Annotated in this window: 12 protein-coding genes and 1 pseudogene; 4 read left to right on the top strand and 9 right to left on the bottom strand. The window is 63.9% G+C overall.

Annotated features, from left to right (window positions below):
- The first annotated feature begins 57 nt into the window (after positions 1-57).
- Positions 58-300 carry a hypothetical protein gene (locus tag FCN77_RS10150; protein WP_137322176.1) on the top strand — a complete coding sequence of 81 codons (243 nt, stop codon included), beginning with the start codon at positions 58-60 and terminating at the stop codon, positions 298-300.
- Between the two features lie 81 nt (positions 301-381).
- On the opposite strand, the gene FCN77_RS10145 is transcribed toward FCN77_RS10150, so the two are convergent.
- The 4 genes from FCN77_RS10145 to istA form a co-directional block, all read right to left on the bottom strand.
- On the bottom strand, positions 382-1,659 hold the full coding sequence (locus tag FCN77_RS10145) for a PLP-dependent aminotransferase family protein (RefSeq protein ID WP_254678923.1): 1,278 nt from the start codon (positions 1,657-1,659) through the stop codon (positions 382-384).
- Positions 1,660-2,053: 394 nt separating this feature from the next.
- Positions 2,054-3,085 (bottom strand): NADPH:quinone reductase, encoded by a 1,032-nt coding sequence (locus FCN77_RS10140; protein WP_137322175.1) that lies wholly within the window; start codon positions 3,083-3,085, stop codon positions 2,054-2,056.
- A gap of 218 nt (positions 3,086-3,303) precedes the next feature.
- Entirely contained in the window at positions 3,304-4,089 is a 786-nt protein-coding gene (locus tag FCN77_RS10135) for an ATP-binding protein (RefSeq protein WP_137321461.1), read from the bottom strand.
- Positions 4,086-5,642 (bottom strand): IS21 family transposase, encoded by a 1,557-nt coding sequence (istA, locus tag FCN77_RS10130; protein ID WP_175417206.1) that lies wholly within the window; start codon positions 5,640-5,642, stop codon positions 4,086-4,088. The genes FCN77_RS10135 and istA overlap by 4 nt, the downstream gene beginning before the upstream one ends.
- 1,045 nt (positions 5,643-6,687) lie before the next feature.
- Here istA and FCN77_RS10125 point away from each other — a divergent pair.
- The 3 genes from FCN77_RS10125 to FCN77_RS10115 all read left to right on the top strand — a co-directional run bounded on the left by FCN77_RS10125 (position 6,688) and on the right by FCN77_RS10115 (position 9,151).
- Positions 6,688-7,740: an IS30 family transposase gene (locus FCN77_RS10125; RefSeq protein WP_217496303.1), complete on the top strand. Its 1,053-nt coding sequence runs from the start codon at positions 6,688-6,690 to the stop codon at positions 7,738-7,740.
- A 73-nt stretch (positions 7,741-7,813) separates the two neighbouring features.
- Entirely contained in the window at positions 7,814-8,665 is an 852-nt protein-coding gene (locus FCN77_RS10120; protein WP_368074326.1) for a hypothetical protein, read from the top strand.
- Positions 8,666-8,764: 99 nt separating this feature from the next.
- Positions 8,765-9,151, top strand: coding sequence for a VOC family protein (locus FCN77_RS10115; protein WP_137322173.1), 387 nt, complete (start codon positions 8,765-8,767; stop codon positions 9,149-9,151).
- A 458-nt stretch (positions 9,152-9,609) separates the two neighbouring features.
- Here FCN77_RS10115 and FCN77_RS10110 read toward each other — a convergent pair.
- The 5 genes and pseudogenes from FCN77_RS10110 to FCN77_RS10090 form a co-directional block, all read right to left on the bottom strand.
- Positions 9,610-10,717 (bottom strand): annotated as a pseudogene (locus FCN77_RS10110) (DDE-type integrase/transposase/recombinase); the annotation flags it as partial.
- Positions 10,718-11,289: 572 nt separating this feature from the next.
- Positions 11,290-11,685, bottom strand: a complete 396-nt coding sequence (locus FCN77_RS10105; protein ID WP_137322172.1) for a hypothetical protein — start codon at positions 11,683-11,685, stop codon at positions 11,290-11,292.
- 79 nt (positions 11,686-11,764) lie between these two features.
- A complete protein-coding gene (locus FCN77_RS10100; protein ID WP_137322171.1) occupies positions 11,765-12,694 on the bottom strand; it encodes a PD40 domain-containing protein in 930 nt (309 codons plus the stop codon).
- 2 nt (positions 12,695-12,696) lie between these two features.
- Positions 12,697-13,218, bottom strand: a complete 522-nt coding sequence (locus FCN77_RS10095) for a hypothetical protein (protein WP_137322170.1) — start codon at positions 13,216-13,218, stop codon at positions 12,697-12,699.
- Positions 13,219-13,271: 53 nt separating this feature from the next.
- Positions 13,272-13,670, bottom strand: a complete 399-nt coding sequence (locus FCN77_RS10090) for a hypothetical protein (protein ID WP_137322169.1) — start codon at positions 13,668-13,670, stop codon at positions 13,272-13,274.
- Positions 13,671-14,135: the final 465 nt, after the last annotated feature.

Below are 14,135 nucleotides of genomic sequence, written 5' to 3'. Positions count from 1 at the left end.
AAAACGGCAGAACCACCGGGCACGGCCCCAGACACCCACCCCCACCCAGGACCCCACATGACCGCCCTACCCTCCGACAAGTTCCGGTCCTATGACTTCAGCCACCTTTGCCTTGGTGATCTCATCGAGGCACGGCAGAACCACAAAGTTCACCACCGTGGCCACATCGAAGAAGCCCACCCGGAATTGGGAGTGTTCTGGATTCAGGACACCATCACCGGCACCCGACGGCTGATCGATTTCGATTCATTCGAGATCTTTTTTGGCCGTCATACGGAAGCCGCGCCGGCCACTGTGTAATCCGATCTGAAACATCCATATATCCGTGAGGCGCCCCCAGACAGCTCTGGGGGCGCCTCACGTTGTTGCTTCGCAGTGCGACTAATCCGAGGTTGCTGCTCCCGCAACGGCGGCGCTGAATACCTCGCCGAGGATGGCGGCGCCCTTGCGGATATCGTCCAGGGACGGCAGGCAGAAGGACATCCGCAGTTCGCTGTGGCCGCTGCCGTTCGTGTAGAAGGCGGTTCCTGGGACGTACACCACGCCGCGTTCGATGCAGTCGTAGACGAGCGCTTCGGTGTCGATCCCGGCCGGGACCTTCACCCAAAGGTAGAAGCCGCCGGTGGGCCGGTTCCAGGTGGTGCCGGCGGGCATGACCATCGCGAGTTTTTCCACCAGGGCGGTGAACTTCTCCCGGTAGATGGCCCGGTATTCGGCCAGCTTGTCTTCCCAGGCGGGATCGTCCAGGTAGGCGCTGATGAGCTGCTGCGAGTACACCGAGGGGTTGAGCTGTGAGGTTTCGCTTGCATTGAGCAGGTGGCCGTACAGCGACGCCGGCGGCAGGACCCAGCCCACGCGCAGGCCAGGCGCAATCATCTTGGAGAACGAGCCGAAGTACAGCGTGATGTCCTCGAAGCCGGGCTGGATGGCAGGCATGGTTTCCCCGTCGAAGCCCAGGAGCCCATAGGGGTTGTCCTCGAAGATCAGCAGGTCGTTGCTGCGGCACAGCTCGCCGACCTGCAGGCGGCGTTCGGCGGAGAGGTTCACTCCGCCGGGGTTCTGGAAGTTGGGGATGGTGTAGAGGCCCCTGGCGGTCTTGCCGGCGGCGCGGACTTCGCGGATGAGCCGTTCGAGTTCCGCCGGGATCAGGCCGTCGGCGTCTATAGGGACGTGGACAATGTCGGCCTCGTAACTGGTGAACACGGCCATGCCGCCGGCGTAGGACGGGGCCTCCGCGAAGATGACGTCGCCCGGGTTGACGAGGACGCGGGCGGCTACGTCCAGGGCCTGCTGGCTACCGGAGGTCACGATGACCCGGTCCGGACCGGCCGTGATGCCCTCGAGTTTCATTAGTTCGGAAATGTGGGCGCGGAGCTCAGGAATACCGTCGCTGGAGCCGTATTGGAAGGAGCGTTCGCCGCTGTCGAGCAGGATCCGCTGTGCGTCCGCCGCGATCCGCTCGAACGGAAGGGCGCCGAGGTAGGGGGCGCCGTTGGCAAAGGAGATCATGCCCGGCCGCTGGGCGGCCCTGAACACTTTGCGGACTTCGGAAGGCCGTGCGGCGAGGGTGCGCTGCGCGAGGTGCGGCTTCCGGGCAGGGACGCTGATGTCACCGGACGAGTTGGCAAATCCGGCGGAAGTTTCCACTGATACGGACATGGGATACCTTTCGGTCGCGAGTATCCTTCCAGTGTCGGGCCGGCCTAGGGATGCTGTCTAAGACCAAAGTCCGGGGATGGGCATACCGGGACGGCATAAGGCTCCTCGCCCCTGCGGCAGCCAAACTGCAGCAAGTTCCCTGCCAGCGCCGTCGTAGTCCCAGAGCCGAGGCGACCGTAGCTTGACGGAAGGCTGGTTTCCGGCCAATTGCAACCGTTCTTCTGCTCCACGTGGGCGCGCCGCCGTTCTTGTTCCCAGGCCGGGACCGGGTGAACGAGATCCGGTCGGCCCGCAGTGGGCGAACAGACGATCGTTGATGAAGTCCAAGTTGTCATCCGAATCGACAATATCTTGGCGCGTGATTGCCCCCGCGAGGCTCCCGAGGCGTTATCGGCTAGCTCGCTGACACATCGATCAGCACCTTGCCGATGATGCTCGCTTCCACCGCCGCGTGGGCCGCAGCCGTGTTAGCTAGGTCAAAGCGATGCAGCGGCAGACCTGCGGCCTCTCCGACCGGAATGGCGCCGTCGGCGATGGCCGCATTGATGTCCTCGGCGGCGGCGTGCACCGCCGCCATGCCAACGGTGTAGAGCAACACGAACTGGTAGCGGACGTTGAGGCTGAAGTGCCTGCGCACGTCCAGGGTCACCTGATCGCCGCCGTTGTTGGCGTAGACCGCGATGGAGCCGCGGTTGCGGATTACTGCCAGGTCGAGTTCCGCGTTCTGCGCGGGCGCCACCTCCACGATCTGGTCGACGCCCTCGGGAGCGATCCGGCGGATCTCCGCGGCCGCGTGGCTTTCCCGGTAATTGATGACGTGATCAGCGCCGGCGGCCGTGACCAGCGCAGCCTTCGCCGGTCCACTCACGGTCGTGATCACAACGGCGCCAGCCCACTTAGCGAGCTGGATCGCCGCATGGCCCACGGCGCCGGCCCCTCCAGCAACGAGAACTACCTTGCCGTCCAAGGCTCCCGGGCGCAGCCGCCGCGGGCCGTCCTCGGCGATGGTCAGGGCCCTGTGGGCGGTGATCGCGGGAACGCCCAGGCTTGCGCCGAGGTCGAACGCGGCACTCTCCGGCAGCGGAAAGACCCGCTCGGCCGGCAGGACGGCGAACTCTTGGGCTGTCCCGCCGTCGGCGCGCTGGTAGGCGGCCAAGGCCACCCAGACCCTGTCACCGACGTGGAGATGCTCGACGCCGGGTCCGACGGCGTCCACCATTCCGGCGCCGTCTTGGTTCGGCACGACCTCCGCGAAGGGCAAGGGCTCGCCCGGTCTGGCGCCGCGGCGCGACTTCCAGTCGGTGGGGTTCACGGCAGAGACCATGATCCGCACGCACACCTCCCCGCGCCCCGGGTCGCGGATCTCGCGGTCGACGAGTTCGAGAACAGACGGATCACCCGTGGCACGGTACACGATTGCTTTCATACTCAGACCTAACGCCGGCCTGGACCGAAAATTCCCGCCGTGTCGCCATAAACTGGACCGACCATGAACGTTTGTCAACTGCAACTTTAAACTGACCGCTGGCTGCAGTTTGCGTTGACCGGTGGCTGCAATGGACTGACCGGTGGCGGCAAGTACTTTTGAACACTGGTCAGGCGCCTGGGGCATGCTGGGGTTGGGGCGCCTGACCACGTTGCGGGTTAGTTCATCGGGCGGGTTCCTTTCCCGTTTTGGGCTTGCATGAGCCGGACGGACTCGCCGCTGGTTTGGCATAGGTGCGCGTGGTGCATAAGCCGGTCCACGGTCGCGGTGGCGATGGTTTTGGGCATCAGCTCATCAAAGCCGCTGGGGTGGATATTCGAGCTGATCGCCAGGGATCGCTTCTCGTAGGAGGCCTCCACGACGCGGTAGAAGCCCTCGGCGGCATCGCCGGAAACCGGCAGGAGTCCGATGTCATCGATGCAAATCAAATCCACGCTGGTAACGCGGGTGATGGCTTTGTTCACGCTGTCATCGATGCGGTGCCGGCGCACGAGGGCGCCGAGGTCCTCCAGGCTCAGCCACGACACGGACATGCCTTCGTCGATGGCCTGCTGGCCCAGGGATTCCAGCAGCAGGGTCTTCCCGGTCCCGGAGGGCCCGCACGCGATCAGGTTCTCCCGCCGCCGCACCCACTCCAGGGTCCGCAGGAACGAGGTCGTCGCCGCAGGGAGGGTGGAGAGGGACTCGTCCCAGACATCGAAGGTTTTCCCGGTGGGAAACCCCGCGCGTTTACGCCGGGTGGTTAGCATCGACCGGTTCCTGCCGGTCGCCTCGGCCTCGAGCAGGACGCGAATGACTTCTGTGGGGTCCCAGCGCTGGGCCTTCGCGGTCGCCAACACCTCGGCGACCACGGCGCGGGCGTGCGGCATGCGGGTGGTGCGCATCAAGGCGATGATGTGCTCCACATCCGCCAGCGGGCTGGCGGCAAGGGTTGTCGCGCTCATTCGGTGGCTCCTTCAAGATCAATATCGTCGCTGGTATTTGTGCTGGCGGTGCCGAAGTTGGCCCATGCGCTGGTGCCCTGACTCAGCCACTGGCCTTGATCGGTGACGGTGTGCCGGGTAGTGCTGATGGTGCTTGGCGGCTGGCCGGTGGCGGTGTTGGTGATGATGGAGACCAGGTCCTCGTGGCTGAAGCGGTGGTGCACGGCGGCCGCGCCGAGGCCCTGGTCAACCACGTCATTGCCCATGACCTTGGCCAGGGTGGCGGCGCGTTCCATCTTGTGGCGGATCTTGTTCGTCCCGGCCGCGGCGGCTTCCTTGAGCCAGAGCGCTGCCCCGGCGCCCAAGGCCAGGAACTCCTCCTCGGCCCTGTTCGTGGGGCGAATAACCCGTTCCAGGGCCCCGCCGGAAGCAGGAGGGAAATGGGAATCAATGATCGCCGGCACGCCGGGGCGGGTAAGTTCGTGCCGGGCGACTTCCACCGGCCCCTGCTCGCCGACATGGACAATGATGACCTCGGCGTCGGTGCCGCGCACCCAGAGCCTCTGCCCCATCAGCGTGTGCGGGACGGAGTAGCGGGAGTGCTCGTAGGTGACCATGGGCGTGTTCGGCGGGACCTGCCGGACCTGCCCGAAACTGGCCGTCACCGGCACTGCCGGGACCGGGTGCAGCTTGGGCTGTTCGATCAGTCTCAGCATGTCCCTGGGGATCTCCAGGGTGGCACGGTGCACCTTGGAATTCACATCCTCCATAAACGCCTCGCACGCCGCTTCCAGCTCGGCGAAGGAGGCGTAGTCCGAGCGCAGGTTCGTGTCTTTGGGGACGATGTCGGCTTTGGCGATCTTGACCGCGTTCTCCACCCCGCCCTTCGAGGCCGGGTCCGCCGGCATGCAGGTGTGCACGGCGGTGGAGTAGTGCCGGGCGAACGCGACGATCTGCGGGTTACGGACCGGCACCCCGGCGACGTGCTCGATCGTGACGGTTTTCTCATTGTCGGTCAAAACGTACGTTGGGACGCCCCCGATGAGCCTGAAAGAGCGGTCCAGGGCGGCGAACACGCTCGGCATCGTCTTATCCCGCAAGGGAATCACGATACGGAAGCGTGAATACGCCAGCCAGGCCACGAACAACACCGTTTTGGCGCCGTCAACGACGGGCCCGTCTCCGTAGTCCCATTGGAGCCACAAACCTGGCTCCACAGTCCAGGGGCGGTGAACACGCGTGTTTTGGGCCCGATATTTCGACTTCAGCCCGGCCAGCACGTACCGGGTCGTGCGGATCGATCCGGGATAGCCCAGATCAACGAGTTTTCCGTGCACAACGTCCCCGCGGATCTTCCCGCGGGACTGCTCGACCAGCGACTTCATCTGCGGCAGGAACGGGTCGGTGATCCGGCCCCGCTGGCGGGCGACCGGCGCCTGGACGCCTTCCTGCCGGGCCTTCACATACGAACGGACAGTGTTGTGCGAAACGCCGCAGATCTTCGCGGCATCCCGGTACGACCGGGTCAAATCATAAGCAGCTAAAATTTCCATGAACTCTCCTGGAGACTTCACATCAAGCCCCTTCCTTCCCACGATGGGTGAAACAAAAAACGATTGGCATCGCTATTTCACCGCGGAAGGAAGGGGCTCTCCCCGTAATGACACGGGGGATGGACAAGGGAATCCCAGCAAGCCCCGGCCACACGCACGGCCAAGAACTGGTCAAAAGTACTTGCAGCCACTGGTCAAAACCACTGCCGCGAACTTGAGTTCTAGCGATCGTTGCAACACCCCCGAATAATCGGGAGTTGCAACACCCATGGGATCACCATCGAAAAGTAGTCCTTCCTTAAGGAAAAAATCTCCTCTACCGAAAGAACCGGGGTCGAGAGCCGGGGCGCAGGGGAAGCGTTCCCAGCAGTCCCATACCCGTGCGCAAAGACAGGATTTCCTTTCTGCCGTTGAGCGGTTGGGAAGTGTTGCCGCGGCGGCCAAGGAGCTCGGCATTAACCGGAGCACCTGCCAGAAGTGGGCGAACGCTGAAGGGATCAGGCCGCAGCGCCAGTACACCCAGGCGGATAAGGACCACTTCTATGCCGTCTTGGACCGGGCCGGCACCATCACCGCGGCGGCCCAGGAGCTGGGATTGAACATCAGCACCGCGCATAACTGGGCCGGCAAGGTTAATCCTGCTGGGAGAAAACCACGGGCCACGAGAACTGTGAATGCTGATCCGGCGCGGCGCCACCCACCGTCGGTGATTGAGGAGTTCCTGGGCCTGCTGCGGGAAGTCGGCAGCGTCAGCGTTGCCGCCAGAGAACTCGGCCTGAACTACTCCACCTGCTCCAACTGGGCCAAAGCCGCCGGTCTGGTCTCCGTCAGTCCGCGACGGCCATCGGCGAAGCAGCTTCACTACCTGCGCTTGCGCCAAGAAGGAGCCGGCCGGAGGGACGCAGCCCTCGCAGTCGGTGCAAGCAAACCGAGCTCCTACAACTGGGACCGGCAACAGACTGCAAAGGACACGGCCGCGGCCCAAGGTCATGCCGCGGATCTGCCGTATAAACAGGAAGTGACAACTACATTCGCGGAACCTTCGGCCCCTGCAGCGGCACCGGAGTTGACAGCGCCGGTGGCTGAGCCGGCACCCGCGGTGGCGTTGGAAGCGCTGGAGCAGTCCGTCAGCGCCCGCTACCTGTCCCTGTCCGAGCGGGAGAGGATCGCGGACCTGCGGTCCCAAGGAACCTCAATGCAGGCGATCGGCAGGGCGCTGGGCCGGTCCGTGGGCACCATTAGCCGGGAGATCAAACGCAACAGCCACCCGGTGCTGGGTTACCGGCCTTACGGTGCTCACCGGGCGGCCACTGCGGCCCGGGCACGGCCGAAGGACAGTAAGCTGGCAGAACCCGGGGAACTACACGACTACGTGAAAACCAAGCTCCTCACACGCTGGTCCCCACAACAGATTTCCAAGCTCCTGATCAAGGAATTCCCCGATGACGAGCAGATGCGCGTGAGCCCCGAAACGATATACCAGGCCCTCTACTTTCAGGCCCGCGGTGGACTCAAACGCGAGGTCAAAGAAGCCCTGCGCACCGGCCGGACCCGCCGCAAGCAGCACAGGAACCCCGAAGAACGCACCAACCGTTTCCGTGACCCGATGATCAACATTTCCGAACGCCCCGCCGAGGTCGAAGACCGCGCCGTCCCGGGGCATTGGGAGGGGGATTTAGTGACCGGAGCTTACAACCAGTCCGCGATCGCAACGCTGGTTGAACGCACCACGCGATACGTGATGTTGGTGCACCTGCCGGTGGACCACACCGCCGAATCAGTCCGCGACGGGCTGATCAAGACCATGTCCACCCTACCGGCGCACCTGCGCGGATCCCTCACTTGGGACCAAGGCGCCGAAATGGCCAAACATAAGGCTTTCAGCATCGCCACCGACATGGACGTCTACTTCTGCGACCCCGCCAGCCCCTGGCAACGCGGATCCAACGAGAACACCAACGGGCTGCTACGCCAATACTTCCCCAAAGGCGCAGACCTGAACGCCTACGGGCCCGAGGACCTCGAGCACGTCGCCCAAGAACTCAACGCCCGACCACGCAAAACGCTCGACTGGGACACCCCAGCCGAGCGCCTACGTGATTTACTGATAGCCAGCTAAGCACGGGTGTTGCAACGACCCCTGGAATTCAAGGAACGGTCAATCCAAATTGCCGTCTCTGGTCAGTTTAAAGTTGCAGCTAACAAACGTTGCCCTGCTCCGTATTTTGGCCTGGTTCGTCATCCTAGCGACCCTCCTCTCGGCCTGCGCGCCAGCGATAAGACTCGATGAGGCCACCACGGATCGACCGATCCAGACCTCTTCGGCCCCGCCGGCCGCGCGCGATGACGTCCCCGCTCCTCACCGGCCCCCGTCCCCCACCCCGACGCCGGTTCCCACGCCGCCCCCGGCGCCCCAGGCGTTCGCCCTCAACCTCTACCAGGAGGGGGACTTCGTGCCGCAGTACACCTTTGAGTGGTGTGTGGCGGCGAGCATCCAGATGATGCACAACCTCATCGACGACACCGGGGCCGGCACGTGGACAGATCGCGTCCAGCAGGGGGAGCTGTGGGAGATGGCCCGCGCACGGTCGTTCAACTCGTTCAACGGTGCCAACCCCCTGGGTTGGGCGGAGGTGCTAACCGACGTCGGGATGGGGCCGTACGCCGTCGTGAGCGTCGCCGACTATGAGGAAGCGCTGCAGACCGCGGCGCGCGCCATTGCCGACACGGATCGGCCGGTCGGGCTAGTCATGTGGCGCGGCCGCCACGTATGGGTGATGAGCGGCTTCGAGTCACTCGGCGATCCCGACCAGTTCCCGGACTTCCCGGTCACCGGCATCCGTGTCCAGGATCCGCTCTACCCGTACGGCGACGACCAGTGGGGACCGTCCCCCGCGCCCAACGCCCTGCTCACCCCCAACAGCTGGCGACGCAGTTCGTCGTCCGCGAGCCGCGACGCTGGAGCAGCGATATGCCGACCGGCTACATGCTGGTGCTGCCGTTCGCCAAGGCCTGATCAGCCCCTGTTAGCCCTAATAACCTGATGCTGACCCATGAAGGTTCCATACACCTGACGGCCGCTCTTGAAATCTGAAGGGCGCTGGGCGTAAATGGTCGCAGGATATACACTCGAGGCGGTCATCATGACGGTCACTTTCAACCACACCATCGTCTACGCAACGGACAAGCGCCATTCGGCGGAATTCCTGGCCAACGTGCTCGGACTGCCGAAACCCCAAGCCATGTGGTCTTTCATGACCGTGCCCCTCGACCACGGAGTGGCCCTCGATTTCGCCACGGCAGACGGGCCCATCTCCCCGCAGCACTACGCATTCCTGGTCAGCGAGGAGGACTTTGACGGAATTCTCGCAAGGATTCAGGCCCAGGGCATCCCCTACTGGGCAGACCCGGGACGGTCTCGCCCCCAGCAGATCAACCACAACGACGGCGGACGCGGCGTCTACTTCGCGGATCCTGACGGGCATTTCCTCGAAGCGATCACGCGTCCGTACGGATCGGGTGCTGCGTGAAGTCCTGGGTACGCTGACGGCCGCCTTGGCAGCTCGCCCTATCTTCTGGGAGCGGAGCACCGTAGTTGCTGCCAGATCTGCCTGATTGGAACGGCCCGAAGACCCGCATCTGTCGTCATTTGGGAATGCTATGCGCCTGATGCTTGCGTAGCGAGACTCTTCCGCGCAGCGCGGGTTGTCCTGAACATTGGATTAGGTACGCCTTGGTCGCGAGTCATGCAGTAGCTCCACGAAAGTCGCCATGAACCTGTGTGCGTACAAGAACCGACCACCAGCAACAAAGGACCCGGACCCCTCGCAACCCGAGTCATGTCGCTCGGGCCAGTCAGGACCATGAAGAAGTGAACAGCGGGAACATCGCCCAGCCCGCGAGAAAGGAAGCGCACCGGCCACACGAATGGCCAGCCACAACTGAACAGGGCTCCGGCGGAGCGGTTCGAACGTCCCCCACACAGGGACAGCGACTCACAATACGGATTATCATTGTTGACCCGGGGTCTGGAGTGGGACCGGGTGACCTCCAGGTCCGAGAGCACGGTTTTGGACGTCATGGACGTTCCCCGGTCCGCGTGCACGATCTTCGGGACGCCGTGGATCCCGAAGATTCCCTTCATCATTTGCACGGCCAGGACCCCGGATTCGGCGGTGTGGACGTGCGCGCCGACGATGAACCGGGAATGGATATCGACCATCATGTAGCAGTCAAAATACTTTCCCTTGACCGGGCCTGCGAGCTTTGTAATATCCCACGTGAACACCTGGCCCGGGGCCGTGGCCACCAGCTCCGGAACCGTCCGGGGAGGATGCTTGGCCAACCGGCGGCGCTCCTTGACCTGTTTGTTCTCCTCCAGCACCCGGTAAAAAGTCGACAGCGATCCCAGATAAATCCCCTGGTCCAGCAGCTTCGTGTAGACCTGCATGGGTGCCAGGTCCACGAACTCCGGTGAGTTCAGCGCCGACAGGATCTCCGCCCTCTCGGCCGCGGTGAGTTTGTTCTGCGGCACCACCGGCATCTGGTCCCGCGGAGCGACCGGTTTCCGGTTCGCAGTCGTCCGGGAAACACCGGTCAATGATGCCGCCCGGCGCGAGGGGATCTTCAGCTCCAACATCGACCGGTAGGCGGCCATCAGCGCTTCCTGGACCGGGGCCCGTCCGGCGTATCCTCGGAGGCGCTCTCTAAGAACGCCTGTAGTTTTCCCATCAGATCCAGGGCTGCCTCGGTTTTCTTCAACCGGCTCTCACTCACCTCTAACTGGCGGCGCAAACGCGCGTTCTCGGCCTGCTCGGCCGAGAGCTTCCCGATCGTTTCCCCTGCTTTTTCCCGTCCAGGACGCCGGCGTCCCGCAGCCGCCGCCACTCGGTCATCTGCGAGGAATACAGCCCCTCGGAACGCAGGAAAGCGCCACCTTCATTGCTCTCGCACGCGGTCTCGTATGCAGTCAAAAACTCGAGCTTCTGCACCGGGGTGAACGACCGTCGAGGCCGCGGACCCCCGGACCGCGGACCGGAACTACTACTACTCACAGCACTATCTTCGCGTACTGCACTCAAAACTGAACTGGACATGACTACTGGATTCCTGGCTCTCGCCCCACGCGATTAAACGGACTTGCTATGAGCCGTCGGTACCGTTCCAGCCTGACACGTAGGGGATCGGGCGGACTTCTTCCTTGCCTCGAAGTGTCTGGGGAGCATTCCACTGACGGCAGGAGTATTAGGATTCAACCCGTGCATATATCCTGCACTGCCCCTGCAGTTCGGTGTCGAAGGGGCAGTGCAGGACAGGGGTCTACGCTAGGTCCGAGGCGCGGTGAGGGGCGATTTGGCCGGGTGTGCTGACATCGGAACCGACGCTTTGGCTGCTGTGATCCGCCCTAGAATCAGCACCAATACCAGAGCGATGATCACGCGAAGGGCGTCGCTACAGGCCTGAGGGACCAAAGGATTCTCGGGCAAAGGACTGCCCCACGGAACCCAGAGATCCTCATGGCTTGACCGTAGACCGGGCTTATATGATTCATAGGGCTGTCGGCGTTTGAGAAGTGGAATACGCCCGCGCAGCCAGCCTGATTAGGTGCCGGCGGAACATTAATGCCAGGATGACCGGCCAGTGCCGAAAGCACGGAGATCCTCTCTAGCTAGCCCATGACTTGGTGGTTGACCCACCGCTCCAGCGGCGGTGCCAGCAGTAGCGCCGCGACGATGCCGACCATCAGGACGTGCACGAATGCGTTCCACGCGGTCGTACCAACCGTCTCGCCTCGGCCGACGGCGGCGAACCAGTACGGCACGAGGGTGACAAGCCCAAGCCCCGCCGAACCGAGTGCTGCGTATTCCCACCAGCTCCACCGGGCGAACAAGGCCCACGTGGCGACGCAGAAGCCCAGAATGGTCACCAGGCAGAGCACCATCGTGATGGCCCACAGGGCTCCGGAGGTGTCCACACCACGGGTGGCGAAGGTGGGCGTCAGCCAGAGCCAACTACTCCCGGCCATAAATAGGGCGATCCCGCCGAAGGTGCGAAGAGTGAACATTTACCTACCTCCTGAACCCATCCTCCCGGCACTCCGAAGGCTGGGTTCAGAGGCGAAAGACCCATCATTGACGGATGTCTCACATGTGACCCTCTGGCGCGGACGCTGGCTCCACGGGTGGGTGAAAGGCTTTGACCTGGACCCACCAGATGTCCTTGCTCCCGAAGCCGCCGACTCGGTCGGAGTCGAAGAGGAAGACGCTGCCATCCGATGTCCAGGCCCCGCACCGGTCGTTGCCGGGTCCGTTCACCGACGGACCGGCGTTGACGAGGCGCCCCCAGCGTCCGTTCGGCTCGCGGGTGCTGACGTAGATGTCCTCGCCGCCGAACCCGCCGGTGCGGTTGCTCGAGACGTATAGCGCACGCCCGTCGGGGGTCGGGATCGAGTGGTGTTCGCCTCGCGGCCCGTTGACGTTCGCTCCGAGGTTCTCGGCCGAGGTCCACTTGCCGTCGACTCGACGTGAGGTCCAGATGTCGTCGCCGCCGAGTCCGCCGGGGCGGTTGGACGTCCAGTAGGCCTCGTTCCCGTCGGCGGAGAATGCCAGGCAGTGGTCGGCGAACGACGTGTTGATCGGAGGTTCGCCCCCGACGTCGTCGAGATTGCCCGGTTCCGACCAGGCACCATCGACCAGGCGGCTCACCCACAGTTCATCCTCGCCGAGGCCGCCGAAGAGGCTGAAGCCAAGCCTGTCTGTGGTCACGGTGGTGATCAGGCCGAGGGTGTCTACGTACATCGACAGGCCGGGAAGGCTGTCGCCGTCGTCGAATGGCCGGTTGCTGTTGAAGTACAACTTGTCTCCGGCCGGGGTGATCCATGGCTCAACCTCCAAGTACGCGGTGCTGACTCGAGCGCCGAGCAGCTGTGGCGTCGTCCACTGCCCCCGGGCCCAAGTGCCGGTCAGTTGCGAGATACAGATGTCGTAGTCATCGCAGTTGAAGTACATCGTCCGACCGTCGGCGGTGAAGGTCGCTTCGGCCTCCCTATGCGACGTGTTGATCACCGGCCCCATGTTCACCGCCTCGGTCGATGAGCCCCCACCCTGTGACGTCTCGTCCGAGGGGCCGGGCCGAGGGCCCACACCGCGGCCAGCCCGATCACCACCAAGATGGCAGCCCCGACCACGGCGGCTGCCAAGCGTGCCCGTCGGCTCGCCCTGCGCAGCCCGACGACGATTTCGAATAGCACCGCGGCCAGGGAGGCGAGCATCGACCCGTAGAAGACGATCACGACAATCGGCAGAGCCCAGTCCGGCGCGAAGTGGAACCCCAGACCCGCCGACACCGGGAACGCGAGAAATGTTGCCAGGCCGAGGGGGATCAGCAGGCTCGGTCGCACCCTCAGCATCAGCACCGAAGCCACCAGTGACACAACGGCCAACCAGATGAACGACCCGTGCCTGCTATTGATCGTCCCCGGACCCAGCACCAGCGTGAGGAGCAGCGAGAGCACGAACGGAGCGGCGAGAGCCGACCGACCGAGCCATCGCCCGGATTCGACAGGTCGTCTTGCGATCCAAGGGCCGATGATGTTCATACCCACCTCCGCGCGCCGCGACAGCGAACATCACCGGCGGCGAAGCCGAACCTTCATGATGCCGCGTGGGCCTTGTGATGTGTGTGCACACTCGAGTAGAGCCGGAAGCGGAACAGCATGACTGCCAGCATCAGCGGGCAGGCCAGCAGACCTGTCTGCAACGGCATCAGGTTACTGTTGCCCACCAGGCCGAGCCAATACGCCACGATCAGCAGCAGTCCGGCAATCATCGTCGAGCCCGACATCTCCAGGGTCGGCCGCCATGCCATACCCATGAACCGCATCCACACGGCCATGGGCAGGGAGAGGGTGATGGCAATGACCAACACCATCAGCTCGGGCGCCCGCTGATCCAGGTCGGTGTAGCCCAGCAACCCGGCAGCACCGAAGAACAGCAGGCTCAGGGCGACCGCGCCCGCACACATCACCATGCACATCTGGAAGAAATGCATGGCGAAACGCCCGAGTGGCTGCAGGAAACTGGCGGCAGGAGAGGGGCGAACCGGGGACCCTTGCTTCTCGACGTGTCGGATTGGTAGTACTCGCATGACGCCCTCCTCGGGTTCGAGACGACCCCCTGATGGTGCTTTGAGAGGCCGGCGCCGACAGACGCGAAATCGGCTTTGGGGGCGACGAGACATCTCCAAACAAGGAACCTCTGATTCCAGTGTGCGCTTGTCGCATCGAGTCGCGGAGGGCCGAAAGACCCATACCAGAACGCCTTTGGTCTCGCGTCACGTTTGCCACAGATTTCACGTTGCCAACGGACAGCGGGACCTCCCAGTGGGCGGACACGTGATCTCCCTGTCCGCGGACAACTGATGTCCCTGCCGAATTAGCTCAGAGGGCTTCTGAGAGCCGTAGCGAGATGGCCTTCGGTCAGGTCCTCCGGCGGCGACGGAGCCGGCCGGTTCCGA

It is taken from the genome of Arthrobacter sp. 24S4-2 (assembly GCF_005280255.1).
Taxonomy (GTDB): domain Bacteria; phylum Actinomycetota; class Actinomycetes; order Actinomycetales; family Micrococcaceae; genus Arthrobacter.
Note: the sequence above shows the minus strand (reverse complement) of the source record. Positions and strands in the feature narration are given on the sequence as shown.